The organism is Sedimentitalea arenosa, assembly GCF_016428585.1.
GTDB classification, from domain to species: domain Bacteria; phylum Pseudomonadota; class Alphaproteobacteria; order Rhodobacterales; family Rhodobacteraceae; genus Sedimentitalea; species Sedimentitalea arenosa.
This window is the reverse complement of the sequence record NZ_JAELVR010000002.1, coordinates 139,434-163,825: the sequence shown is the minus strand read 5'-3', so window position 1 is coordinate 163,825 and position 24,392 is coordinate 139,434. Positions and strand designations below refer to the sequence as shown.

General features: G+C 63.3%; 24 protein-coding genes and 2 tRNA genes. 10 read left to right on the top strand and 16 right to left on the bottom strand.

Features of this window, described 5'->3' with window-relative positions; genetic code table 11:
- Positions 1–20 precede the first annotated feature (20 nt).
- Both JF290_RS03610 and guaB read right to left on the bottom strand, forming a co-directional pair.
- On the bottom strand, positions 21–1,193 hold the full coding sequence (locus JF290_RS03610; RefSeq protein ID WP_199023381.1) for an RsmB/NOP family class I SAM-dependent RNA methyltransferase: 1,173 nt from the start codon (positions 1,191–1,193) through the stop codon (positions 21–23).
- A 38-nt stretch (positions 1,194–1,231) separates the two neighbouring features.
- Complete coding sequence (guaB, locus tag JF290_RS03605; RefSeq protein ID WP_199023380.1) at positions 1,232–2,683, bottom strand: IMP dehydrogenase; 1,452 nt, start codon at positions 2,681–2,683, stop codon at positions 1,232–1,234.
- 203 nt (positions 2,684–2,886) lie between these two features.
- Here guaB and JF290_RS03600 point away from each other — a divergent pair, with 203 nt between their 5' ends.
- Both JF290_RS03600 and JF290_RS03595 read left to right on the top strand, forming a co-directional pair.
- Positions 2,887–4,950, top strand: a complete 2,064-nt coding sequence (locus JF290_RS03600; protein WP_199023379.1) for an ASKHA domain-containing protein — start codon at positions 2,887–2,889, stop codon at positions 4,948–4,950.
- A gap of 49 nt (positions 4,951–4,999) precedes the next feature.
- Positions 5,000–5,073 (top strand) — tRNA-Gly (locus JF290_RS03595).
- A 260-nt stretch (positions 5,074–5,333) separates the two neighbouring features.
- Here JF290_RS03595 and JF290_RS03590 read toward each other — a convergent pair.
- Entirely contained in the window at positions 5,334–6,200 is an 867-nt protein-coding gene (locus JF290_RS03590; RefSeq protein ID WP_199023378.1) for an MBL fold metallo-hydrolase, read from the bottom strand.
- A 265-nt stretch (positions 6,201–6,465) separates the two neighbouring features.
- On the bottom strand, positions 6,466–7,863 hold the full coding sequence (locus tag JF290_RS03585; protein ID WP_199023597.1) for a formimidoylglutamate deiminase: 1,398 nt from the start codon (positions 7,861–7,863) through the stop codon (positions 6,466–6,468).
- A 52-nt stretch (positions 7,864–7,915) separates the two neighbouring features.
- Between JF290_RS03585 and hutI the strand changes: the two genes are divergently transcribed.
- Genes hutI through hutU form a run of 4 tightly spaced genes read left to right on the top strand, consistent with a single transcriptional unit; the run spans position 7,916 to position 13,117 of the window.
- Entirely contained in the window at positions 7,916–9,127 is a 1,212-nt protein-coding gene (gene hutI, locus JF290_RS03580; protein WP_199023377.1) for an imidazolonepropionase, read from the top strand.
- Between the two features lie 5 nt (positions 9,128–9,132).
- Entirely contained in the window at positions 9,133–10,662 is a 1,530-nt protein-coding gene (gene hutH / locus JF290_RS03575; RefSeq protein WP_233155140.1) for a histidine ammonia-lyase, read from the top strand.
- Positions 10,659–11,456 (top strand): N-formylglutamate deformylase, encoded by a 798-nt coding sequence (gene hutG, locus JF290_RS03570; protein WP_199023375.1) that lies wholly within the window; start codon positions 10,659–10,661, stop codon positions 11,454–11,456. The genes hutH and hutG overlap by 4 nt, the downstream gene beginning before the upstream one ends.
- Positions 11,453–13,117 (top strand): urocanate hydratase, encoded by a 1,665-nt coding sequence (gene hutU, locus JF290_RS03565; protein ID WP_199023374.1) that lies wholly within the window; start codon positions 11,453–11,455, stop codon positions 13,115–13,117. The genes hutG and hutU overlap by 4 nt, the downstream gene beginning before the upstream one ends.
- A 36-nt stretch (positions 13,118–13,153) precedes the next feature.
- Here hutU and JF290_RS03560 read toward each other — a convergent pair whose 3' ends face one another.
- On the bottom strand, positions 13,154–13,843 hold the full coding sequence (locus tag JF290_RS03560; protein WP_199023373.1) for a histidine utilization transcriptional repressor HutC: 690 nt from the start codon (positions 13,841–13,843) through the stop codon (positions 13,154–13,156).
- A gap of 183 nt (positions 13,844–14,026) precedes the next feature.
- On the bottom strand, positions 14,027–14,566 hold the full coding sequence (locus tag JF290_RS03555) for a GNAT family N-acetyltransferase (protein ID WP_199023372.1): 540 nt from the start codon (positions 14,564–14,566) through the stop codon (positions 14,027–14,029).
- Positions 14,567–14,808: 242 nt separating this feature from the next.
- Here JF290_RS03555 and JF290_RS03550 point away from each other — a divergent pair, with 242 nt between their 5' ends.
- Entirely contained in the window at positions 14,809–15,390 is a 582-nt protein-coding gene (locus JF290_RS03550; RefSeq protein WP_199023596.1) for a VOC family protein, read from the top strand.
- Between the two features lie 122 nt (positions 15,391–15,512).
- Here JF290_RS03550 and rpoH read toward each other — a convergent pair whose 3' ends face one another.
- Both rpoH and JF290_RS03540 read right to left on the bottom strand, forming a co-directional pair.
- A complete protein-coding gene (rpoH, locus tag JF290_RS03545) occupies positions 15,513–16,409 on the bottom strand; it encodes an RNA polymerase sigma factor RpoH (protein ID WP_199023371.1) in 897 nt (298 codons plus the stop codon).
- 144 nt (positions 16,410–16,553) lie between these two features.
- Positions 16,554–17,579 (bottom strand): RluA family pseudouridine synthase, encoded by a 1,026-nt coding sequence (locus JF290_RS03540; RefSeq protein ID WP_199023370.1) that lies wholly within the window; start codon positions 17,577–17,579, stop codon positions 16,554–16,556.
- Between JF290_RS03540 and JF290_RS03535 the strand changes: the two genes are divergently transcribed.
- On the top strand, positions 17,578–17,886 hold the full coding sequence (locus tag JF290_RS03535) for a DUF6476 family protein (RefSeq protein ID WP_199023369.1): 309 nt from the start codon (positions 17,578–17,580) through the stop codon (positions 17,884–17,886). The genes JF290_RS03540 and JF290_RS03535 overlap by 2 nt on opposite strands.
- A gap of 26 nt (positions 17,887–17,912) precedes the next feature.
- Here the strand turns inward: JF290_RS03535 and JF290_RS03530 are convergent.
- Positions 17,913–17,989 (bottom strand) — tRNA-His (locus JF290_RS03530).
- A gap of 44 nt (positions 17,990–18,033) precedes the next feature.
- On the bottom strand, positions 18,034–18,516 hold the full coding sequence (locus JF290_RS03525) for a GNAT family N-acetyltransferase (RefSeq protein WP_199023368.1): 483 nt from the start codon (positions 18,514–18,516) through the stop codon (positions 18,034–18,036).
- A gap of 78 nt (positions 18,517–18,594) precedes the next feature.
- Here JF290_RS03525 and JF290_RS03520 point away from each other — a divergent pair, with 78 nt between their 5' ends.
- Positions 18,595–18,783, top strand: coding sequence for a DUF6324 family protein (locus tag JF290_RS03520; protein WP_199023367.1), 189 nt, complete (start codon positions 18,595–18,597; stop codon positions 18,781–18,783).
- On the opposite strand, the gene JF290_RS03515 is transcribed toward JF290_RS03520, so the two are convergent.
- The 6 genes from JF290_RS03515 to JF290_RS03490 form a co-directional block, all read right to left on the bottom strand.
- The gene (locus JF290_RS03515; protein ID WP_199023366.1) at positions 18,773–19,252 is read right to left on the bottom strand and encodes an MmcB family DNA repair protein; all 480 of its coding nucleotides are present in this window, start codon (positions 19,250–19,252) and stop codon (positions 18,773–18,775) included. The genes JF290_RS03520 and JF290_RS03515 overlap by 11 nt on opposite strands.
- 292 nt (positions 19,253–19,544) lie before the next feature.
- Positions 19,545–19,874, bottom strand: a complete 330-nt coding sequence (locus JF290_RS03510; protein WP_199023365.1) for a hypothetical protein — start codon at positions 19,872–19,874, stop codon at positions 19,545–19,547.
- A 70-nt stretch (positions 19,875–19,944) separates the two neighbouring features.
- Positions 19,945–20,427 carry a transcription antitermination factor NusB gene (nusB, locus tag JF290_RS03505; protein WP_199023364.1) on the bottom strand — a complete coding sequence of 161 codons (483 nt, stop codon included), beginning with the start codon at positions 20,425–20,427 and terminating at the stop codon, positions 19,945–19,947.
- A complete protein-coding gene (locus tag JF290_RS03500; protein ID WP_199023363.1) occupies positions 20,424–20,975 on the bottom strand; it encodes a 6,7-dimethyl-8-ribityllumazine synthase in 552 nt (183 codons plus the stop codon). The genes nusB and JF290_RS03500 overlap by 4 nt, the downstream gene beginning before the upstream one ends.
- Before the next feature lie 3 nt (positions 20,976–20,978).
- Positions 20,979–22,100: a 3,4-dihydroxy-2-butanone-4-phosphate synthase gene (ribB, locus tag JF290_RS03495; RefSeq protein WP_199023362.1), complete on the bottom strand. Its 1,122-nt coding sequence runs from the start codon at positions 22,098–22,100 to the stop codon at positions 20,979–20,981.
- Positions 22,101–22,261: 161 nt separating this feature from the next.
- Complete coding sequence (locus JF290_RS03490; RefSeq protein ID WP_199023361.1) at positions 22,262–22,849, bottom strand: riboflavin synthase; 588 nt, start codon at positions 22,847–22,849, stop codon at positions 22,262–22,264.
- A gap of 127 nt (positions 22,850–22,976) precedes the next feature.
- On the opposite strand from JF290_RS03490, the gene JF290_RS03485 reads away from it, so the two are divergent.
- Entirely contained in the window at positions 22,977–24,287 is a 1,311-nt protein-coding gene (locus tag JF290_RS03485; RefSeq protein ID WP_199023360.1) for a capsule biosynthesis protein, read from the top strand.
- Positions 24,288–24,392: the final 105 nt, after the last annotated feature.

Sequence of the window (24,392 nt, the reverse complement as noted above, 5' to 3'; positions counted from 1 at the left end):
ACCTTTAAGGTTGTGTAGCCTTACGCGTCTGCGCGCGTCAAGTGTGCAGCGAAAAAGCCGTCCGTTCCCTCCGGCACCCGCCAGGATCGCGTGAACCCAGGCTGCCATGGCCTTGTTCTGGCGCAAAACCTCTCGACCTGTTCGGTGTTTTCACAGGCAAGGACCGAACAGGTGGCATAGGCAAGAACACCCCCCGTATCGACACGCGGGGCGACGGTATCCAGGATCTCAGCCTGCGTCGATCTCAGCCGGTCAAGTCCGTCCGGCGTCAGCGTCCATTTACCATGTGGCGCTCGACGCCACGAACCGCTGCCTGAACAGGGCACGTCACAGAGGATCAGGTCGAACTGGCCGAGGCGGTCCAGATCAGACGTTTCGACCGCCTTCACCCGTATCCCGGCCCGATCCGCCCGCGCCGGGATATCTCGCATCCGCCTCGGGTCGACATCATGAACGAATAGATCGATATCGGCCCGCGCCGCCATCGCGAGCGCCTTGCCACCGCCGCCAGCGCAATAGTCGAGCACCCGCATGCCGTCGCGCAGCGGTAGCCCCTCAACCACGGCCTGGCTGGCCGCGTCCTGCAGCTCGATCAGCCCGTCTGCAAAGGCGCTGCATCCCCGCAATTTTCGCGCACCCTCTATGACTTCCAGCGCCATCGCGGCGGCGGGATGCTCACGCGTCTGGATGCCTTCGGCGGCCAAGACGGCGATCGCCTTGTCCCGCGTCGTCCGTCCCGCGTTGACGCGCAGATGCACCGGCGCGCGGGATTGCAATGCGCGCGCGGTTTCTTCCGTGCGCTCCCCAAGGCTGTCGCGAAAAGACCGCCAGAGCCAATCGGGGACATCCAGCGCCTCCGCCCCATCTTGCGGCACCCGCCCGCCTGCGTGCTCAGCCTCGGTCAAAGGATCGGGCGCATGCCCGCCCACCCCGAAAATCGCATCAGGATCAGCGCCTTCCCGGCGCAACAAGCCCAACATGACAGCGCGCCCGTTCATCCCACCGCCGAGCGCGGCACAGGAGCGCAGGCATCGCAGAGCATCGAACACATGGTCGCGCACCGCAGCGCGATCCTTGGAACCGGCAAAGCGGCTGCGCCGGGCCCAGCCGGTGAGGGCCTGCTCGGCTGCAACACCATCCAGGATGCGATCTAACACCTCGATGGCAGCCTGCACGCGCGCCGCCGGGGTCATGGCTGATGCCTCAAGTCAATTGACACCCAGGAACATCTTCACATGACCACGCGGTAGTTCGGCGACTCTCGCGTGATCTGAACGTCATGGACATGACTCTCCTTGAGCCCCGCACCAGTGATCTTGACGAACTCGCAGTTTTTTCGCATCTCATCGATCGTGGCGCATCCGGTATAGCCCATAGCGGCCCGTAGCCCACCGACTAATTGGTGGATCACGGTGCCCGCGCTGCCCTTGTAGGGAACCTGACCTTCAATCCCCTCGGGCACCAGCTTGTCGCTGGCTGCGTCCTTCTGGAAGTAGCGATCCGCCGACCCTGCCGCCATGGCGCCGAGGCTGCCCATCCCGCGATAGCTCTTGAAACTGCGTCCCTGGTAGAGGATCACCTCGCCGGGGCTTTCGTCGGTGCCGGCGATCATGCTGCCCACCATTGCGCAGGAGGCTCCCGCCGCGATCGCCTTTGCGAAATCGCCCGAATACTTGATGCCCCCATCCGCGATGACAGGGATGTCACCTGCCCCGCTGGCGCAGTCCATGATCGCCGTCAGTTGCGGCATGCCAACACCTGCCACCATTCGCGTGGTGCAGATACTGCCCGGTCCGATCCCAACCTTGACCGCATCCGCCCCCGCCCCGATCAGGGCCCGGGTCGCTTCGGCGGTGGCGACGTTCCCGGCGACGATCTGCACCTCGTTCGACAGCTTCTTGGCTCGTTCGACCGCAATCGCGACCCCCTCGGAATGGCCATGCGCCGTGTCGATCACGATCATGTCCGCGCCGGCATCGACAAGCGCCTGCGCCCGCTCGAAGCCCGCATCGCCCACTGTGCTGGCCGCCGCCACTCGCAAGCGGCCCAGCTGATCCTTGCAGGCCGTCGGGTTCAGAACCGCTTGTTCGGTATCTTTCAACGTCAAGAGCCCGGTCAGCTTGCCCTCGCTATCGGTGACCAGCAGCTTCTCGATCCGGCGCGCCTTCATGAGGCTGATCGCTTCGTCCCGGTCCGCCGGCTCCTGCAGGATCGCCAGGTTGTCCGAGCGCATCATCACCTTCACCGGGGTGGTGTCGACCGTGGCAAAGCGCATGTCGCGGTTGGTCACGATTCCCACCACCCGTCCGCGTTCGTCCACCACCGGGAAGCCGGTCACGCGATATCGCTCCTGCAGGGCCTTGGCATCGGCCAGCGTCTGGTCCGGGGTCAAGGTGATCGGGTTGTAGACGATGCCGCTTTCGAACCGCTTGACCCGCCGCACCTCTTCGGCCTGCGCGTCGATATCGAGATTGCGGTGCACGACTCCGATGCCGCCAGCCTGCGCCATCGCAATGGCCATGCGCGCCTCGGTCACCGTGTCCATGGCGCTCGACAGCAGCGGGATATTCATCCGTATGGTTCGGGTGACATAGGTGGCCGTGTTGGCCGTGGAGGGCAGCACGGAACTCGCCGCCGGAACCAGCAGAACATCATCAAAGGTGAGTGCCTCACGAATCTGCATCATCATTCCCCATGCAACAGCCCGTTTGACGGCCACCCTATCGCACGGATGGTCGCAAGGGAAAAGCCCCCTACCATATATTGCCAAGCGCGCCGGATGCCCGGGATGACGCGGGCGAACCTGAAACTGCCGTTCCTTGGCTTTCACTCTGGACAACCGCCACTATCTTGCCCACAGCGCGACATGAAAGGCGGACCAAGATCATGCAGAACGATCCCCTCGTGGTTTTCACCCCCTCCGGCAAGCGCGGCCGCTTCCCGGTCGGCACCCCGCTGCTGACTGCGGCGCGACAGCTGGGCGTCGACCTCGACAGCGTCTGCGGCGGCCGCGGCATCTGCAGCAAGTGCCAGGTCACCCCAGGATATGGCGAGTTTCCCAAGCATGGAGTCAAGGTCGCGCGCGACGCCCTGTCCGACTGGAACGCGGTCGAGGAGCGCTACAAGTCCAAACGCGGCCTGATCGACGGACGCAGGCTCGGCTGCCAGGCGACGGTTCAGGGCGACGTCGTGGTGGACGTGCCGCCGGAAAGCCAGGTGCACAAGCAAGTGGTTCGCAAGCGGGCCGAGGCCCGTGACATCGTGATGAATCCGGCGGTGCGTCTGTTCTATGTCGAGATCGCGGAACCTGACATGCACGACCCCTCAGGTGATCTCGAGCGCCTGCGCACGGCGCTGTTCGAGCAATGGCAGCTCTCGGACCTGCAGATCGACCTTGCCACGCTGCAGGGACTTCAACCGATCCTGCGCAAGGGCAAATGGACTGCGACCTGCGCCATCCATCTCGGCACCGCATCGCTCAGGCCCCGCATTCTCAAGGTTTGGCCGGGCTTTCACGACGCACCTGTGCACGGGTTGGCGGTCGATCTCGGCTCCACCACCATCGCCGGGCATCTCTGTAATCTCGTAACCGGCGAGGTCGTCGCGTCCTCGGGCCTGATGAACCCGCAGATCCGCTTCGGCGAGGACCTGATGAGCCGAGTCAGCTACTCGATGATGAATGCAGGCGGCGCGGCCGAGATGACGGCCGCCGTGCGTGAAGGCATGAATACGCTGTTTAGACAGATCGCCGGGGAGGCCGGGATCGAGACCACCGACATTCTCGACGCGGTGTTCGTCTGCAACCCGGTGATGCACCACCTGTTCCTCGGGATCGACCCGTTCGAACTGGGTCAGGCGCCCTTCGCATTGGCGACCTCCGATGCCCTGAACCTGACCGCCGCAGAGCTCGACCTGCAGCTGCATCCCGCGGCCCGCGTCTACCTTTTGCCCTGCATCGCCGGCCATGTCGGCGCCGACGCCGCCGCCGTGGCGCTGTCCGAGGCGCCGGACAAGTCCGAGGACCTCGTGCTCGTGGTCGATGTCGGCACCAATGCCGAACTCCTGCTCGGCAACCGCGAGAAGGTGCTTGCCTGCTCCTCCCCGACCGGCCCCGCCTTCGAAGGTGCGCAGATTTCCTCCGGCCAGCGCGCCGCTCCCGGCGCGATCGAACGGGTCGAGATCGACCCGGCGAGCAAGGTGCCGCGTTTCAAGGTGATAGGCAGTGACCTATGGTCGGACGATCCGACCTTCCCCGAGGCCGCGGCAACAACGGGGATCACCGGTATCTGCGGCTCGGGAATCATCGAGATGGTTGCTGAAATGCGCCTCGCCGGGCTGCTCGACGGTTCTGGCCTGATCGGCTCTCCCGAGCAGACCGGCTCCGACCGCTGCATCCTCGATGGGCGCACCTATTCCTACCTGGTGTGGGACGGACGTGCCGAGGGCGGGCCGCTGATCACGGTGACCAACCGCGACATCCGCGAGATCCAGATGGCAAAGGCCGCGCTCTATTCCGGCGCCCGGCTGCTGATGGACAAGTTCGGTGTCGACAAGGTTGACCGCATCGTCCTGGCTGGTGCTTTCGGCGCGCATATCAGTCCGAAACACGCGATGATCCTCGGCATGATCCCTGATGCGCCCTTCGACAAGGTCACCTCGGCCGGAAACGCCGCCGGCACCGGGGCGCGGATCGCGCTCCTGAACATGGATGCGCGCGCCGAGATCGAAAGCACGGTGCACGCGATCCAGAAGATCGAGACCGCGATCGAACCGCGCTTTCAGGAGCATTTCGTCAACGCCTCCAACATCCCGAACGCGGTCGACCCCTTCCCGATCCTGAAGACACACGTCACCCTGCCCGAAGTGAACTTCAACCAGGGCGGCAGCGAGGCCCGCCAATCCCGTCGCAGGGGAGCCTCAGGTGGGCCCGGGGGCCGTCGCCGCGCCTGACGTTTCCATCTTGTCCGGCCGGGGGGCTTGCGCTAGTGATCTTCCGTCTGCGGGTGTAGCTCAATGGTAGAGCAGCAGCTTCCCAAGCTGACGACGAGGGTTCGATTCCCTTCACCCGCTCCAGCCGAACGTGCTCTGAGATTGAGCAGACTGGCGTACGAGAACACTCACGAAATCCATGGATTCAGACGCGCCCCGTCCATTCTCGGCAGGTGCGATGAATGATGTCCCGACGGTTTTCTTACGGGTTTGAGTCTCTTGTTCATGGGACGACCGACCATACGCAGGACGCCATCAATTCACGACGCCAGCCGGCACGTTGGCAGCGGATTCCCGCTTCTCCGACCACTCGTATCTTCCGCGTGTTCAGATTGGACCGCTGGTCACTCGGATGCCTTACCAATTGGGACCACCATTCCGTCGCGCCCGACCGTGAGAGGGCCGTTCCATGTCTTCGAAACTTCGGACCGCCAATCGACCTCTCCGAAATCCGGATCATCGGCGGGCACCAGGTGGTGCAGAACCAAATGCCCGACCATTGCGCTGGCCGCGATGCGCCCGACATCCTCGGCCTGAGTGTGCGAGGCCAACAAGTGCTCACGCAGCCGCGTCGCACCGCCAGTGCGCGCAACAAGCTTGTCCACGCCTGCGGTCAGCATCGCTTCGTGCACGAGGACATCCGCCCCCTCGGCGAAACGGCCAAGCGGAGGGAAATGGCATGTGTCGGATGAGAAGACGACACGGTAGGCGGCGCTATCGAACCGAAGCGCGAAGCAATCGGTGACCGGCGGGTGATCGACCCGCAGCGCGGCGACCGACACGCCGTCGATTTCGGCGGACCAGTCGTCGCACAGGGTGTGTATCTCGACCATCCCGGCGATGTCCGGGCGGCCTTCGTCCTCGATCCGGATCGCGTGGTCGAACGCCATCGCCTGCAGAAAACTCCGCCAGTATTCTTCAGTGCCCGGCGGTCCATAGACCGGCAGAACACGCTCGAGCCCGGTCGTCCAGGCAGTGTAGATCAGCGGGCCGAGTTCGACGAGGTGATCGGAGTGCAGATGGGTGATGAAGATCGCGTCGATGTCCAGAAGCGATGTCCCGGCCTCGACAACCGAACGCGACACGCCAATGCCGCAGTCGATCAGGATGGTCTTGCCGCCGAGACTCAGCAGAGATGACGTCGGCTGCGCGCCGACCTCACGCAGGGCCGGCCCACCCTTGGTTCCCAGCAGGATGATCTCGTCGCTCACATCGCTCTCCCCATGCAAAAGCAGATCAAGACCCGCTGCCTAGCGGCTCATGTCTAGGGCGAGGCCCACGGCAAAGTCCAGTGAACCGGTGTCGACCCCAAAAGGAACGACCCTCGCAGCAGGACAAAAAACCGCCGCCGATCTCTTTGACGATGTGCCCCCCAGACGTAGGGGCCGCTCGGGCGAAATCGCGTGGCCCGAGGCGTTGCTCGACAGAAATCTCGCGTCGGTCAGGTGGAAGCTGGCTCGCACGAAAGCCGGCGCCTTATATCCCGGTGGTCAACTCGTTCAGCGCGGCGCGGTAGTCTTTAAAAATCTCGTCGCGGCGGATATGCCGCCCTTCCCGCACCATGTGCCGACCTGCAGACCAAACATCGGTGACCACGTCATTTTTTGTCGCAAAGACCAGCCCATCGAGCAGTTGGGCGCGCGAAAGGGCGCACAGAGCACGATTGGTGGAGTCGATGGCGACGAGATCGGCCAACTTGCCCGCCTCGATCACGCCCGCATCGCGCGCCAAAGCCTGTGCTCCGCCGCGCGCCGCTTCTGCATAAAGGAACGCGCCAACAGAGCCCTCACCCGGGATCATTACGTTCCGCCGCATGTCGCGTAGCCGCTGTGAGTATTCCAGCGTTCTCAATTCCTCGGCCAGGCAGATGTTGACGTTGGAATCCGATCCAATGCCGAACCGGCCGCCAGCGGCCAAGTAGTCGGGACCGTTGAACGGGCCGTCGCCCAGGTTGGCCTCGGTGATCGGGCACAGGCCGGCGACCGCGCCGGACGCGGCCAACGAGCGGGTCTCTTTATCGGTCATGTGCGTGGCATGGATCAGGCACCACCTGTCGTTCACGTCGTGGTTTCCCAGCAGCCATTCCACCGGGCGCGCGCCAAGCCAGGCCTCGATGTCCCGAACCTCCTTGGGCTGCTCGGCGACATGCATATGGATCGGCCCCTGACAGTGAGCGGCGAGCAACCGGGTCAGGTCTTCGGGCGCCGTCGCCCGCAGGGAATGCGGCGCGATCCCGATCCGGGCGTCTTCAGGCAGAGATGAAAGAGTCGCGCTGGCTGCATCGAACAGACGCATGAACCCGTCAACATCGTTGCCAAAGCGCAATTGTCCGTTTTCAAGGTCCGACTTGCCGGCGTCGCCATACGTGTAAAGCACTGGCAGGTGCGTCAGGCCCATCCCCGTCCGGGCCGCGGCCGCGAAGATACGTGTGGAGAGTTCGGCGATATCGTCGTAGGGCGCACCGCCGGGTTGATGATGGACGTAATGGAATTCACCGACGCTGGCATACCCGGCTTCCAGCATCTCGACCTGGACCTGCGTGGCGATGGCCTCGACCTGATGCGGCATCAACCTGTCGAGAAACCGATACATCAGATCGCGCCACGTCCAGAAACTGTCACGTCCCGCGCGGCGGTGTTCGGTCATCCCGGCCATGGCGCGCTGAAAGGCATGGCTGTGCAGGTTGCCCAGTGCCGGTAACACCGTATCGACCCGGACGTCGCTCGGTTCCGGGTCGGCATCCGGACAAATCTCGACGATCCGCCCGTCAAGGATCGACAGACGAACATCGCTCACCCATCCTGTCGACAAGAGAGCCTGTCTCGCATGTATCACGGTACTATTCTCACGGTTAATGATTTTATGTATAGACATATAATCAGGTGACGCATAACAGGAAAGAAGATTTTGCGGAGGATTCCCGGCCATGAGCGCCTCGCCAAAACTCCTGACCAATCTGAACGTCGCGACAATGACGGACGCCCCCACGCCCTATGGGCTGATGTCGGACGCCGCGATCGCGCTGCAGGACGGCCTGATCAAGTGGGTTGGCAAAGCTGAAGAAATCCCGGAAAACCTGCAGGACGCGGAAAGCGTCGACTTGGGTGGACGTCTTGTCACACCCGGCCTCATCGATTGTCACACGCACCTTGTGCATGGCGGCAACCGCGCGGCCGAGTTCGAAATGCGTCTGAACGGCGCCAGCTACGAGGAAGTTGCCCGAGCCGGGGGGGGAATCATCTCGACCGTCAGGGCGACGCGCTCCGCCAACGCGGACGAGTTGCTGCAAAGCGCGCTGCGCAGAGCCGATGCCCTGATCGCCGAAGGGGTCACAACGCTCGAGATCAAGTCGGGCTACGGGCTCGACGTGGACACGGAGTTGCGCATGTTGCGCGTGGCTCGCGAGGTCGGAAACAACCGGGCGATCCGGGTCAGAACATCGTTCCTGGGCGCCCACGCGATACCGGCCGACTACAAAGACCGCGCGGACGCCTATATCGACCAGGTCTGCATCCCCACTCTCCGTCAAGCGCATGACGAAGGGCTGGTCGATGCCGTCGACGGGTTCTGCGAAGGCATTGCCTTTTCAACCGACCAGATCGCGCGGGTGTTCGAAGTCGCACGGGAACTCGGGCTGCCGGTCAAGTTGCATGCGGAACAGCTGTCAAATCTCGGCGGAGCGGCACTCGCGGCGCGCCATGGCGCCCTATCAGCCGATCACCTCGAATATCTCGACGAAGACGGCGTTCAGGCCATGGCGGACGCCGGCACTGTGGCGGTCCTTTTGCCCGGGGCCTTCTACACGTTGCGGGAAACGCAGGTGCCTCCGGTTCAGTCACTGCGCGAACACGGGGTCCCGATCGCGCTCGCGACCGACGCCAATCCGGGCTCTTCGCCCCTGACCTCGCTTCTGCTGGCCATGAATATGGGGTGCACCTTGTTCCGCCTGACGCCCGAGGAAGCCTTGCGAGCGGTCACCGTTCATGCCGCCCGCGCCATGGGATTGACGGACGTGGGAACCATCGCGCCCGGCCAACGCGCCGAACTGGCCGTCTGGGATGTCAAGCAACCGTCCGAACTTGCCTATCGGATCGGGTTCAACCCGCTTCACACCCGGATCTTCGGAGCGCTCACGTGACAACTTTGACCCTCACCCCGGGCGAGGTCTCGCTCCAAGAGCTTGCACAGATCTATCGCGAGGATGCCTCCCTGCGCCTCGCGCCCTCCTGCCATGCGGCCATCACACAGGCCGCGGACCGGATCGCCGCCGCTGCCAATGGCGAGGCGGCCGTCTATGGCGTGAACACCGGTTTCGGCAAGCTCGCCTCGGTCAAGATCGCCGCGAAGGACACGGCGAAACTGCAACGCAACCTGATCCTCTCCCATTGCTGCGGCGTCGGCGCGCCGATCCCGCGCGGCCATGCACGGCTGATGATGGCGCTGAAGCTGCTGAGCCTCGGGCGCGGTGCCTCGGGCGTGCGGATGGAATTGATCACCTTGATCGAGCAGATGCTGGCGCAGGGCGTGACTCCGGTGATCCCGGTCCAGGGCTCGGTCGGAGCATCAGGTGACCTCGCCCCCCTTGCGCATATGGCCGCGGTGATGATGGGTCACGGCGAAGCGGAATTTGGCGGTCTGACGCTTCCTGGTGGCGAAGCTCTGAACCGCGCCGGACTGTCGCCGGTCGAACTCGGCGCCAAGGAGGGATTGGCGCTGATCAACGGCACGCAATTCTCGACCGCCTTCGCGCTCGCCGGTCTGTTCGACGCGTGGCGAGCGATGCAGGCCGCGCTCGTGACCTCATCCATGTCGACGGATGCGATCATGGGCTCGACCGCACCGCTGCAACTCGAGATCCACACGCTGCGCGGCCATGCCGGGCAGATCGAAGCCGCCGCCACGATGCGCGCTCTTCTGGACGGCAGCGAGATCCGCGAAAGCCACCGCGAAGGCGACACCCGCGTGCAGGACCCCTATTGCATCCGCTGCCAACCCCAGGTCACCGGCGCCGCGATGGACATGCTGCGCATGGCCGGGCGCACCTTGCAGATCGAAGCCAACGCGGCGACCGACAACCCGCTGGTTCTGACCGAGGCGGACCTGATCGTATCGGGCGGCAATTTCCACGCCGAGCCGGTCGGCTTTGCCGCCGACATGATCGCGCTGGCCGTCGCCGAGATCGGCGCCATCGCACAGCGGCGCATCGCCCTGATCGTCGACCCGACGCTCAGCTGCGACTTGCCGCCGTTCCTGACCCCCGACCCCGGCCTGAATTCCGGACTGATGATCGCCGAGGTGACGACCGCCGCCCTGATGAGCGAGAACAAGCATCTCGCCAATCCCTGCGTGACCGACAGCACGCCCACCTCGGCCAACCAGGAGGACCATGTCAGCATGGCAGCGCACGGCGCGGTGCGGCTGAGCCGCATGGTCGCCAATCTCGAACGTATCCTCGGAGTCGAGCTGCTCTGCGCGGCACAGGGCATCGAGTTTCGCGCGCCCCTCGCGACCAGCGCGCCGCTGTCGCGCGTGATCGCCCGATTGCGGCGCGACATCCCTGCCCTCGCGGAAGACCGCTTCATGGCACCCGACCTCGAAGCGGCGGCCACGCTGGTGCGCGGCGGGCAGTTGAGCGAAGCTGCGCAAACCCCGATGCCGGACGTCGCCGCATGACTCCGGTCGAGGTGATCCGTGGCGATGGCCCGATCGTTCTGGGTCTGCCGCATACAGGCACCTGGCTTCCGGACGGGGTGCGCGACCGTCTCAACACGCGCGGCCTTGGGCTCGCCGACACCGATTGGCACGTCGAGCGGCTCTATCACGGTCTGCTGCAGGGCGCGACGATGGTGCGGGCCACGTTCCACCGCTATGTGATAGACGCCAACCGCGACCCGGCGGGCCAGAGCCTCTACCCCGGCCTCAACACGACCGGCCTTGTCCCGTTGACCGATTTCGACGGCGAAGACATCTGGAACGCCCCGCCGACCGAGGCCGAGATCGGCGCCCGCGTCGAAACCTACCATGCGGCCTATCACGCTGCACTGCAGGCCGAACTGGAGCGCGTGCGCGCGCTGCACGGGGTCGCGATCCTCTATGATTGTCACTCGATCCGCTCACGCATTCCGTTTCTGTTCGACGGCGCCCTGCCCGATCTCAACATCGGAACCAATCACGGCGTCACCTGCCATCGCGCGATCGAAACCGCCGTCTATGGGTTGTGCCTTGCCGACGATCGCTATTCGACCGTGCTGAACGGACGGTTCAAGGGCGGCTGGACCACGCGCCACTATGGCCGCCCGAACGAGAATATCCACGCCATCCAGATGGAACTGGCCCAGTCCACCTACCTGGCGGCGGAAGCTCCGCCCTGGGATTACGACAGCACCGCCGCCGACAGTCTGCGCCCTCTCCTCGCCCGCATGCTGGGACGGTTGGCCCATCTCGCCTTGAACGGAGACCTGACATGAGCGACCCCCGCAAGAACACGCGCGACGTCTACCCGGACACCGGCCCCGAAATCACCGCGAAAAGCTGGCTGACCGAGGCGCCAATGCGGATGCTGATGAACAACCTGCATCCCGATGTGGCCGAGAACCCGCATGAACTCGTCGTTTATGGTGGCATCGGACGCGCCGCGCGGACATGGAAGGATTTCGACACCATCGTTTCCAGCCTCAAGGCGCTGGAAGACGACGAAACGCTTCTGGTGCAATCGGGCAAACCGGTCGGCGTCTTCCGCACCCACAAGGACGCCCCGCGCGTGCTGATCGCCAATTCGAACCTGGTGCCGCATTGGGCGACCTGGGATCATTTCAACGAACTCGACAGGAAAGGCCTGGCCATGTATGGCCAGATGACCGCCGGATCGTGGATCTACATCGGCTCCCAAGGCATTGTTCAGGGCACCTACGAGACCTTCGTCGAGGCCGGCCGCCAGCACTATGACGGCAATCTGCAGGGCCGCTGGATCCTGACCGGTGGGCTTGGCGGCATGGGCGGCGCACAGCCGCTGGCCGCCGTGATGGCCGGTGCCTGCTGCCTAGCCGTCGAATGCGACGAAACCCGCGCCGATTTCCGCCTGCGCACCCGCTATGTCGACGAAAGGACCCATTCGCTGGACGACGCGCTGGCGATGATCGACCGTTGGACAAAGGCGGGCGAGGCGAAATCCGTGGCGCTGATCGGCAATGCGGCGGACGTGTTCGCGGACCTGGTCGCGCGCGGTGTGCGTCCGGACATCGTCACCGATCAAACGAGCGCTCACGACCCGATTCACGGATACCTGCCGCAAGGCTGGAGCGTGGCAGAATGGCGCCAGAAACAGGAAACCGACCCAAAGGCCGTTGAGAAAGCCGCCCGTGCCAGCATGAAGGTGCACGTCGCAGCGATGGTCGATTTCTGGAATGCCGGAGTGCCGACGCTGGACTACGGCAACAATATCCGCCAGGTGGCGCTCGAGGAAGGCCTTGAAAACGCATTTGCCTTTCCCGGCTTCGTGCCCGCCTATATCCGCCCGCTCTTCTGCAGGGGCATCGGCCCGTTCCGATGGTGCGCCTTGTCGGGCGATCCTGACGATATCTATAAGACCGATGCCAAGGTGAAGGAACTGGTCGACGATCCGCACCTGCACACCTGGCTCGACATGGCGCGCGAGCGGATCAGTTTCCAAGGCCTGCCTGCGCGCATCTGCTGGGTCGGGCTTGGTGTGCGGCACAAGCTGGGGCTCGCCTTCAACGAGATGGTGCGCAATGGCGAGTTGACGGCGCCTGTGGTGATCGGTCGCGATCATCTGGACAGCGGGTCCGTCGCCTCGCCCAACCGCGAAACCGAAGCGATGAAGGACGGCAGCGACGCGGTCAGCGACTGGCCGTTGCTGAACGCGTTGTTGAACACCGCGTCGGGCGCAACCTGGGTGTCACTGCATCACGGCGGCGGCGTCGGTATGGGGTTCAGCCAACACTCGGGCATGGTGATCTGCTGCGACGGGACTGAAGACGCCGACAGGCGCATCGAAAGGGTTTTGTGGAACGATCCGGCCACCGGCGTCATGCGGCACGCGGATGCAGGCTATGAGATCGCGACGGACTGCGCCCGAGAGCATGGGTTGAACCTGCCCGGCATCCTCTGACCCTGCAGACCTTCAGACGCGCCAACGCGGTAGCGCTCAGTACTGCGTGGTCATCCGATGTCCGCGGCGATAGGTCAGCCGCACCAGCGTGATCGCGCTGCCCCTCAGCCATGTGGTGCGCTCGATGCGAAAGAGCGCATCGTCAACAGCACAGCCAAGGTGATCCGCAAGGCCCTGTTCGGCTTCGACCGCCATGAAGCTGATCTCGGCATCGGAGAAGGGAACCTCGGCCACCAGCCATTCATTCGGCCCGTTGACGGAGAAATCCGCCGCGAGCACACCGGGCACGATCTCGGGATTGATCCAGCGATCCTCGTGCTGATACGGCATCCCGTCGGCATAGTGCATGCAGACCACGTGCAGCACCTCCTGTCCCGCGTCCAATCCCAAACGGCCACGCAGCCAATCGGGTGCCCCCTGCACCGTTCGATCTAGCAGCGCATAGCGATACTCCGCCCCCTGGGCCTCGATCTCATCGCGCACGATCGGAATCGAAAATCGCGCCTGGCGGATCGGCGCCATGCGCACGCGTGTTCCGGCCTTTCGCTTGCGTTCGACGATGCCCTCTTCGGCCAGTTCGCGCATCGCCCGGTTCACCGTGGCGCGCGCGCAGCCATAGGCCTCGGCGAGATCGGTCTCGTTCGGCATCTGGGCGCCCGGACGCAGCGTGCCGCGCGCGATCTGATCAAGCAGGTCGGCTTTGACATCCTTGAAGGTCACGGTCATGGGTCCTGCCTTACTCCGGGCGTTCAGCCCCGGCATTTGGGCAGACCAGACCGTTGTCGTCCGGTGCATGACGCCGCATGCCCTTTATCAAGATCATACATAACGCCGTGAAGCCAGACAATAAATGCCAGCCGATCGACCGACCCGTGAATGAAAAACAGTCTCGGTCGCCGAACCGAAAGCCTACCAGAACACCGGGTCGTTGAACGCTCCGACACAGTGCGGCGGGCCATGAAAAGGAACGAGCGGTGCCTTATTCAGGGATTGACCAAGCCATCCCTCTGGATGCCGAAGTGCAAACGGCGCGGGAATGTCATGCTCGCTGACTGGCGCGAAGCTCAGCCGGGCGTAGTAATTCGGGTCGCCGTAGGTCATCGCGACATCCACGCCTTCGGCGCGCAGCATGTCAAGGCCATGCCGGATGATCCCCTGCCCGATCCCGCGACCTTGCCGTTCTTCCGCCACGGCCACTGGGCCCAGAACAAAGACCGACCGCTCATCGCCCTGATAGACGAGACGCGAAAACAGGATGGCGCCAACCAACGCCCCATCGACCCACGCGGTGAACACACGCAGGTCCGCTTCAGGCGTTTCAGCCATCATGCGGCGGGCGAGATCTCCGATCAGGGCGCCCTCCTCAGCGCCCTCGGACACCGAAAAAACGGCTTCGAACAGCGCCGCAATCGAGGGCGCGCTGGTTTCGTAGTCGGTCGAAAACTGCATCGCTCTGTCTCCCAAAGGCGGTGCGACCCTGCCATCCAATGCGTTGCGGGTAAAGTGCAGCGGCATGCGTCGTGCCCGCCGAAGCGATTTGCATTTACCAGAACCAATGAGTGCTTTGTTCTGTCGAGTTGCCCCCGGGGCCAAATCCGGCTCCCAGATTCCGGCGCCTGAAAGGATTTGAGATATGCACTGTGGGGCCTAGAATGACTGCAACACGGGAGAACGACATGAGCCAGAAAAAGTTGCGCAAGATCCAGAGCCAGGGCGTGCACCATATCACCCTGGTCGGGGCCGATAGGCAGACATCTATCGATTTCTGGGAGGGCGTTCTGGGCATGCCTTTCATCTTCGACCAGCCGAACCTGGACGATCCGAACGAAGGGCATCTCTATTTCGATCCCGGCGACGGGCGCCTGATCACGATCTTCACAAATGAGGAGCGCAAACCCGATCCGAGACGCACCTCGACCGAGCCGGGTTCAGTGCATCACATCGCGTTCAACGTCAGCCAGGCCAGCTTCTGGCAAGTCGCTGAGCGACTCGATGATCGAGGCATCAAGCATTCCGGTCCCAAGGATCGCGGCTTCATGGACTCGATCTATTTCAACGATCCGCTCGGACTGCTGATCGAACTGGCAAGCTATCGGTTCGAACCGCCGGAAGGATGCCGCCACGCCGACGTAATGATCGAAGCGCACAGGATCCGCGTGGCCAACGGCGATCCTCATATTGACCGTGAACACCTGGCCGACGCGATAGAGACGCTGGTGGCGCACCGGCATCAGTCGCTGTCAGACGATCGCTCCCCCAGAGACCCTTACTAAGGACCGGGATCGGACGCGAAAAAACCCGCAGCGCCTTCTTGGCACTGCGGGTTCTTCTTTTTCTCGGTGGTCAGATCGCGTCAGAGGTGGCAGCACCGGGCAGAAGCATGTCCTGGTGTCGGTTAAACCGTGCTGAGCATGCCTTTCTCACGCGCGAGGTCGCGCATTTTCTTCTGCAGTTTCTCGAAGGCGCGCACCTCGATCTGCCGAATCCGCTCGCGGCTGACCTTGTACTGCACGCTCAGATCTTCGAGCGTCACGGGCTGATCCGTCAGTCGCCGCTGCGTCAGGATGTCTTTTTCCCGATCGTTCAGAACGTCCAGCGCTTGCGCCAACAACTCGCGCCGCGCCTCCAGTTCGTCGCGCGCCTCATAGTCGCTGGCCTGGTCGGCGTCCTCGTCCTCGAGCCAATCCTGCCATTGCATCGTGCCTTCGCCTTCGGACCCGACGGTCGCATTCAGCGAGGCATCCCCACCGGACATCCGCCGGTTCATGCTGATGACTTCCTCCTCGGTCACGCCGAGATCTGTAGCGATCTGCTTGACGTTGTCCGGGTGCAGGTCGCCCTCTTCGAGCGCACCGATCTTGGCCTTGGCCTTGCGCAGGTTGAAGAACAGCTTCTTCTGCGCCGACGTGGTGCCCAGCTTCACCAGTGACCAACTGCGCAGGATGTATTCCTGAATGCTGGCCCGAATCCACCACATCGCATAGGTCGCCAGGCGGAAGCCTTTTTCGGGGTCGAACCGCTTGACCGCCTGCATCAGGCCGACATTGGCTTCCGAGATGACCTCGGCCTGCGGCAAGCCGTATCCGCGATAACCCATGGCGATTTTCGCCGCGAGCCGCAGATGCGAGGTGACCATCTTGTGCGCCGCCTCGGTATCCTGTTCCTCGACCCAGCGCTTGGCCAGCATGTACTCCTCTTCCGGCTCCAGAAGGGGAAACTTGCGAATCTCCTGCATGTACCGGTTCAGACCGCCTTCCGGCGTCGGCGCAGGCAGATTTGCGTAATTGGCCATGTTCGTGTCCCTCTCAATGTTTAGTGGGTTAACATGCATATGGTGGTACAATGCAGCGGTTCAAGAGCGCATGTCTCATTATGCCCTTCACGACGCATTACGTAACGTGAATATCAGCGGCTTCACGCGCATGTGCTTGATATGTCAATTGCGCAGAAGGGTTATAAGTTCCCGCATATCCTCTGGAAGATCGGCGGAGAACCGCACGGGTTCGCCACTGATCGGATGCACGAACCCCAGAACGGCGGCGTGCAACGCCTGGCGCGGAAAGTTCCATGCTGCCGCGGCGGCCGAAGCGGAGACGGATTTCGACGCCAGCTTTCGGCGGCCGCCATAGACCGGATCGCCGATCAGCCCGTGGCCCGCATGGGCGAGATGGACGCGGATCTGGTGGGTGCGCCCCGTCTCGAGCCAGCATTCGATCAACGCCGCGGCCGGGGGCGCACCGAATGTCTCGACGATCCGCGCCCGCGTGACGGCGTGCCGCCCACCGTTGAAGAGCACTGCCTGTTTCTGCCGGTCGGTCTTGTGACGCGCCAACTGGGTCGTCAGGCGCAGGATATTGCCGGGTTCGAAACTCGCGCCACGCACGCCGCGCAGGCGCGGATCGGACGCGTCTGGCACGCCGTGGCAGATGGCCGTGTAATAGCGTTCCACGCTGTGTGCGGCGAATTGCGCCGCGAGCCCCTGGTGTGCAGCGTCGGATTTGGCCACGACCAGAACGCCGCTTGTGTCCTTGTCGATCCGGTGCACGATTCCGGGCCGTTTCACCCCGCCGACACCCGACAGGTCATCGCCGCAATGATGCATCAGCGCGTTGACGAGCGTGCCACCTGGCGTGCCCGGAGCCGGGTGCACGACCATGCCCGCCGGCTTGTCGATGACGATCAGATCTTCATCCTCATGCAGGATCGACAGCGGAATGGGCTCAGCCCCGATATGACTCTCGGCTGCGGCTTCGACCGTCAGGCGCACCTGTGCCCCGGCCTCGATGCGCGCCTTGGCGTCCCGCGCGACCTGCCCGTTCACCGTGACGGCGCCCTCTTCGATCAACCGCGCGAGGCGCGTGCGCGACAGGGCCGCATCAACTGGAACATCGCGGGAAAGCGCCTTATCAAGGCGGGGCGGCGGGTCTGCCGCGATGGTGAACTCTATCTGGCGCGTGATCATGACTGACCCTTCCGAACCGGCCCCGGAACCGGCGAACCTGAGATTTCTGCGACGCCTCGTCACGACACTGACGGCGGTGATGATCCTCGGGCTTTTAGTGATCGTGAGCCTGCTTGTCATCCGCTTCTGGACCGAGAAGCCACCTGTGATGCCCCTGCCCGACCAGATCACCTTGCCAGAAGGCAAAAGAGCGATCTCCGTCACCTATGGGCCGGGTTACTTCGTCGTGGTGACCGAAGACGACCGCATTCTGGTCTTCGACGCCGTCAGCGGAGACATAACGCAGACGATTCCGTTCAAGCGGTAAAGATCTGCTGTGTGGAAAACCTGGAGTGGTACCACCTCCTGGGCTCGAACCAGGGACCTCCTGATCCACAATCAGGCGCTCTAACCAACTGAGCTAAGGCGGCACGCAGGGGCGATTTAGCTAAGCCACATTCTGAATGCAAGGGTCTTAAAGGTCAATCCGCCAGCTTTGTTCCACCACGTCCTGGCCGAAGCTGCGAGTCCTGCGACTGTCGGTCAGCGTCCAGCCCGACCTTGCGTATAGCGCGCAGGCCGCGCGGTGGCTTTCATGAGTCCAGAGTTCAATGTCGCGATACCCGGCCGCACGTGCGAACTCGATGCAGCGCGCCAATAGCCGCTTGCCCAGCCCTGTTCCCCGTGCTTCGGGCAGCACGAGGAACAGGCGCAGCTTGGCAGTCGTGTCGGTCAGCCGCACACAGAAGATGCTGCCGAGAGGTGCACCCTCCGTCTCGGCGATCCAACCCCGCTCGCGCTTTGGATCATGATCGGTGAGAAACTCCGAGACGATATCCGAAACAAGGTCCCCGAAGCTGTCGTCAAACCCTTCGTCGCGCGCATAGAGAAAACGATGTTGCGCCACCAACCAATCGGCGTCTTCCTTGACGAAGGGGCGCAGCACTGTCTCGGTCATGCAAAGAGACAAGCCTAGGGGCGCTTGATTCTCAAGTCTTCGCGCGCTAGCAGGTTCTCCTCACAAGGGACGGGGCAGATGGGCATCAATACCGAACGCGATATCGAGGCGAACATGCAGATCGGCCCGACCGATACCGGCATGGTGCGGATCTTCGTCGAAGCACAGGGCGTCGAGATTCCGATGGACTTCGATCCAGAGGAAGCCGACGAGATCGCAGAGGAACTGCGCGCGGCGGCTGCGGCGGCCCGAAGCCTCAGAAAGTGAAATCGGGATCACGCAGGGCGTGCAGCCTTCGCGCTGCGTGGGTCGCGAATTTCTGAACCATTGCCTTGCGTCGGGCGGGCGCCAGACGATCTTCCGGCGCCATTCGGATGATCTCGGCATCGAACGCATCCGCGATGATGAGTCCGGTGCCATCCGGCAACACCTCCGTTGGGAACGCCTGGTCAACCGCCCAGAAGTACCGATCGCACCATTCCAGGTAGCCCTGCCACTTGCAGTCACTCTGGTAGTCCGCCCGGCTCGACTTGCACTCCACCACCCAGAGCTCGCCCTTGGGACCCAACCCTATCACATCAACGCGCAATCCCCGGCTGGGAACGAATTCCTCGACCGACGCGAACCCATGTCCGTGCAGCAAACGGCATACGCCACGCGCCAGCAACTGGCCCGGTCTTGGAAGATCCGCCACGGCACTGGTTTGTGGGGAGAGTGTCGTTACGTGTTCGCTCATGCGACCATTATGAACATTACGTGAACATCAGGCAAGCTCGATCACCTGTCCGAGAATTCTTGCGCCTCGACCTGCGTGCCCCTTGCCGGACCTTCGTGCCGTCTCTATGTGCAGAGTGTGGCGGGTTCTGCCCTGCGCGTGAAAGGTTGCATTCCGGTGGCCTTAAGCAAATCCGAGGGAGCTGGCTCTGTACGGATCCTGGTCCGTTTACCTGGCGCCCACCTGTACATACAGGTCCTCGGGAATCAGAACCACACGGCTGATTGGTGGTCCCGTCACATGATCCCCTGACCTATCGGCCCAATTTCAACCGGCGATCCCTGGCCGTCGCTTCGGCGCGCACCGGCTCCGGACGGGACAGATCGACGGCAGGTGTGCCGCCGCGTCCGCTCGACTCGGGCTTGTCAGCCATTGCCATCACCGCCCAGGCGAATTGTACACCCGCAAAAACGATGCCATTCATGAACCACAACAGGAATACCGCCATCAGTCCTACATCGGACTGGCTGACCAGAGCCCAGAGATTCATGACGTTGAACCAGAGCAACATCGCGACGAACGCTCCCGCGATGGCGAAACCGATCAGAACATTGCGGATATAGAGCTTGACGAGTTTGGGCATGGCGTACCTCCAACATCTTACAAATAGCATGTGATGACGGAAGGTCCAACGATTTAGCGGTTTCACCGCGTCAGAAAGCCTCGGGCCGCATCTCTCGGGCCATGTGGTCGAGCACCGCGTTGACGAATTTCGGCTCCTTGCCATCGGGAAAGAAGGCACGGGCGATATCGACGTATTCCACGATGACGACCTTCGGCGGCGTTGCACCGGCGTTCAACTCGGCGCCGGCGGCCCGAAACACGCCGCGCAGCGTCGGATCGATACGGGCGATCGGCCACTTGGCGACAAGCGCGCGGTCAGTGGCCTGGTCGATCCTGGCCTGGTGATTGACCGCATCCTCGACAAGGCTGCGGAACAGACCGATATCGCCATCGATCATCTCGTCGCCCTCGTAGACTTCGCCAAAGCGATGGTTCAGGAACTCGGCTACGACATGCTCGCTGGTCTGCCCGCTCTGCTCCATCTGGAACAGCGCCTGTACGGCATAGAGCCGTGCGGCCGATTTCATCTTGCGCTTCTGGTTACCCGTCGGGGCGCTGCGTTCGGTGCTCATGCGATGGTGGATCCGTCGTTCTTTCCGGCCAGCCGGATCGGGTCGGCGGGAGGTTTGAACCCGACTCCCTTGGTCTGGCCGCCCCACTTACGGGCCAGCGCGATCAGATGCAAGGCAGCCGCAGCGGCGCCACCGCCCTTGTTCTGCTGGTCCGGATCCGCCCGCACAACCGCCTGTTGGCGGTTTTCGACGGTCAGAATACCATTGCCGATGCACAGACCCTGCAGACCCATCAGCTGGATCGCGCGACTGCTGTCATTGCAGACCGTCTCGTAATGGGTCGTCTCGCCCCGGATTACGCAGCCGAGCGCCACATATCCGTCGAAATTCGACGTGCGGTCGGCGATCCCGATCGCTGTCGGCACTTCCAGCGCGCCGGGAACTTCGACCAGCTCCCAGGAGCCCTCAACGGCCTCAATCTCGGCCTTCGCGCCCGCAACCAGGTCGTCAGCGATGTCCTTGTAGTAGGGCGCGACCACGATCAACAGCTTGACCGGCCTGTCGAATTCCGGGCGCGGTAGGATGTAATGGGTTTCGGTTCCAGCCATGTATCAGTCCTTCGGCATGATCGGTCGGGTGCCGACGATGGTCAAACCATAGGCATCGAGGCCGAGATAGCGGGTTTGCGGGGAATCCGTCAGCAGGATCATCTGGCGAAGACCAAGGGACGACAGGATCTGCGCCCCCAACCCGGTCTGCTTGATCGTGCGTGGACCCTCGTCTTCCTGCGCATAGAGCGAATGACGCGCCTCGCGGAACAGGCAGACGACGCCGCGCCCCTCCTCCGCGATCAGTTCCATAGCGCGGGGCAACTCGCGCGCGGGCTTGGGCCCCAGTCCCAGCACGTCGGAAGCCTCGTGCAGCGCGTGGGTGCGGATCAGGACCGGTTCGGGCGTTGTGATGTCGCCCTTGATCAGAGCGACATGTTCGATCCCGTGGGTCTGGTCCGTGAAGATGCGCATGTCCCACGCGCCGCCGTATTCCGAGGTCACCATGTGGTGCGCCGTCTGCTTGACGAGGTTGTCGTTGAGGCTGCGATAGGCGATCAGGTCCGAGATCGTCCCGATCTTCAGTCCGTGTTCACGGGCGAATGTCACCAATTCCGGCAGGCGCGCCATGGTGCCGTCGGCATTCATGATCTCGCAGATCACACCGGCGGGCTTCAAGCCGGCAAGGCGCGCGATGTCCACCGCCGCCTCGGTATGGCCCGCACGCACCAGAACGCCACCTTGACGGGCGCGCAGCGGGAAGACATGGCCCGGCGTCGCCAGCGAGGCCATGGTGTTCTGCTCGTTGATCGCCGTGGCGACCGTATGGGCGCGGTCGGGAGCGGAAATCCCCGTCGACACCCCCTCGCGCGCCTCAATCGACACGGTGAACGGCGTTTCATGACGCGAGGAGTTGTTGACCGCCATCATCGGCAGGCCAAGTCGATCGATGCGCTCCGCTGTCATCGGCAGACAGATCAGACCACGGCCATGCGTCGCCATGAAATTGATTGCCTCGGCATCGGCGAACTCGGCTGCGATCACCAGGTCGCCCTCGTTCTCCCGATCCTCGTGATCCACCAGGATGAACATCTTGCCTTGGCGCGCGATATCTATGATCTCCTCGATCGGGGAAATCGCGTCGCGCAGATCGGTCTCGACCGGACCGGGAGATGCAAAACTCATGGCCTGAACCCTTCACACAGAGACCTCGTCAGAGGCCAATAGCCCACTCGGGTCATGATGACCAGTGCCGCACGGTCGTGCCGCCACGTCCGAGCGCAGCTTCATCTTTGCCGAAATACTCCGGGGGTTTGGGGGCTGGCCCCCAATCCGGTCGGACATGCTCAGACCGTCTCGGCCAGCCGCGCCACATAGCGCGCCAAGGTGTCGATCTCCAGATTGACCCGATCGCCGAGCGCCACTTCGCCCCAAGTCGTTACCGTCTTGGTGTGGGGAATGAAATTGATCCCGAAGCGTGCGCCATCCACCTCGTTCACAGTGAGCGAGGTTCCGTTCAGCGCCACCGATCCCTTGGGCGCGATAAACCGCGCCAGTTCGGTCGGCGCCAGCAGCGTAACCCGCGTGCTGTCTCCCTCCTCCCGCAGGTCGACGACCTCGGCCACGCCGTCGACATGACCCGACACGATGTGACCGCCCAATTCGTCCCCGACGCGCAGCGCACGTTCAAGGTTGATCCGCTTGCCGACCGTCCAGTCCCCCAGATTGGTCTTGGACACGGTTTCGGCACTGACCTGCACATCGTACCAGTCCTCGCCCAGGCCGATCACCGTCAGGCATACCCCGTCACTGGCGATCGACGCGCCGATGTCGATTTTGGCCGTATCGTAGCCGGTTGCGATGCGCGCACGCAGATCGCCGCGCTGCTCGAGTTCCCGGATGGTTCCGATATCGGTGATGATGCCCGTGAACATGCTGTCGCTCCCCTGACCTAGACCGCGAAATCGACCTAGCGGCCGCGCTTGCGCGCCGCAAGCCCCTGCGACCTTGCGCCGTGATCCACCGGACGCCATAGTACGCGAAACCGTCCGGGATCACGACATGCCCAAGCCGCGTTTATCGCCGCGCCGCACGACCTCGGAACGGGTATTCCTGTTCCTGCAGGGGCCGCATGGCCCCTTCTTCGGCAGGCTGGGACGGCAGCTGGAGGCGACCGGCGCGGGTGTTCTGCGCGTGGGCTTCAACGCGGGCGATCAGGTGTTCTGGCCGAACGCGAAAACCTTTCTCGCCCATCCCAGCCCCTTGCAGGATTGGCCCGAAACGATCGACTATCTGTTCGAAACGCGATTTGTCAGCGATCTTGTGATCTACGGCGACATGCGTCCGGTGCATGCCATCGCCATAGCTGCGGCCAGATCGCGCGGCATCACCGTACACGTCTTCGAGGAAGGCTATCTGAGGCCCTACTGGATCACCTACGAGCGTGACGGCTCGAACGGCAACTCCAGGTTGATGGACCTTTCGATAGAGGAAATGCGAACCGCGCTGGCCGAAACCGGAGCCGCGCCCCAGCGTCCACCCGCCCATTGGGGCGACATGCGACGGCACATGCTGTACGGCGCGCTCTATCACGGGTGCGTGCTGGCAAAGACCCGTTCCTACCCGCATTTCACACCGCACAGATCGATTCCGGTGCAGCGGGAGTTCCAACTGCACCTGTCGCGCCTTCTGATGCAACCGGTACACGCGCTTCAGCGCGGCTTCGCGACTCATCGCATCCGCCAAGGTCATTTTCCGTATCACCTGGTGCTTCTGCAACTGGAGCACGACAGCAATTTTCGCGCCCATTCCCCCTTTTCCTCGATGCTCGATTTCGTCTCCGACGTGGTCGCGGGCTTCGCCGCGGGGGCGCCGCGGCATCATCATCTCGTCTTCAAGGCGCATCCGCTCGAAGACGGACGCGTGCCACTGCGCCGGACGATCCTGCGGCTGGCCCGCGCGGCCGGGATTTCGGAGCGCGTGCATGTGGTCGGTGGAAGCCGGCTCGCGCCACTGCTGGATGAAGCCCGCGCAGTGGTGACGGTCAATTCCACCGCCGGACAGCAGGCGCTTTGGCGCAACTTGCCAGTCCGCGCATTCGGGCGCGCGGTCTATGACAAGCCCGAGTTGGTCTCGCACCAGCCCCTGCCCGCCTTCTTCGCCGATCCGGTGCCGCCGGATGCGGCCGCATATGCCGACTACCGCCGTTTTCTGCTTGCCACCAGTCAGGTTCCTGGGGGCTTTTACGCCCGTGGCAGCCGAAATCTCGCTCTGCGACGGATCACCGACATGATGCTCAGCCCGACCGATCCCTATGAAACGCTGCTCACACCGACAGCGGCACAGGAGCAACAGCTGCGACTCATCCAATAGTTGAGCTGTACTCCTGGTGGATTTGCGCTGTGCAGTTCGCTAACGTCCCAGCAAATTGAAGCAATTAATAACAGGTCAGGAGACCGAGCAGTGAAATCCGCTTCG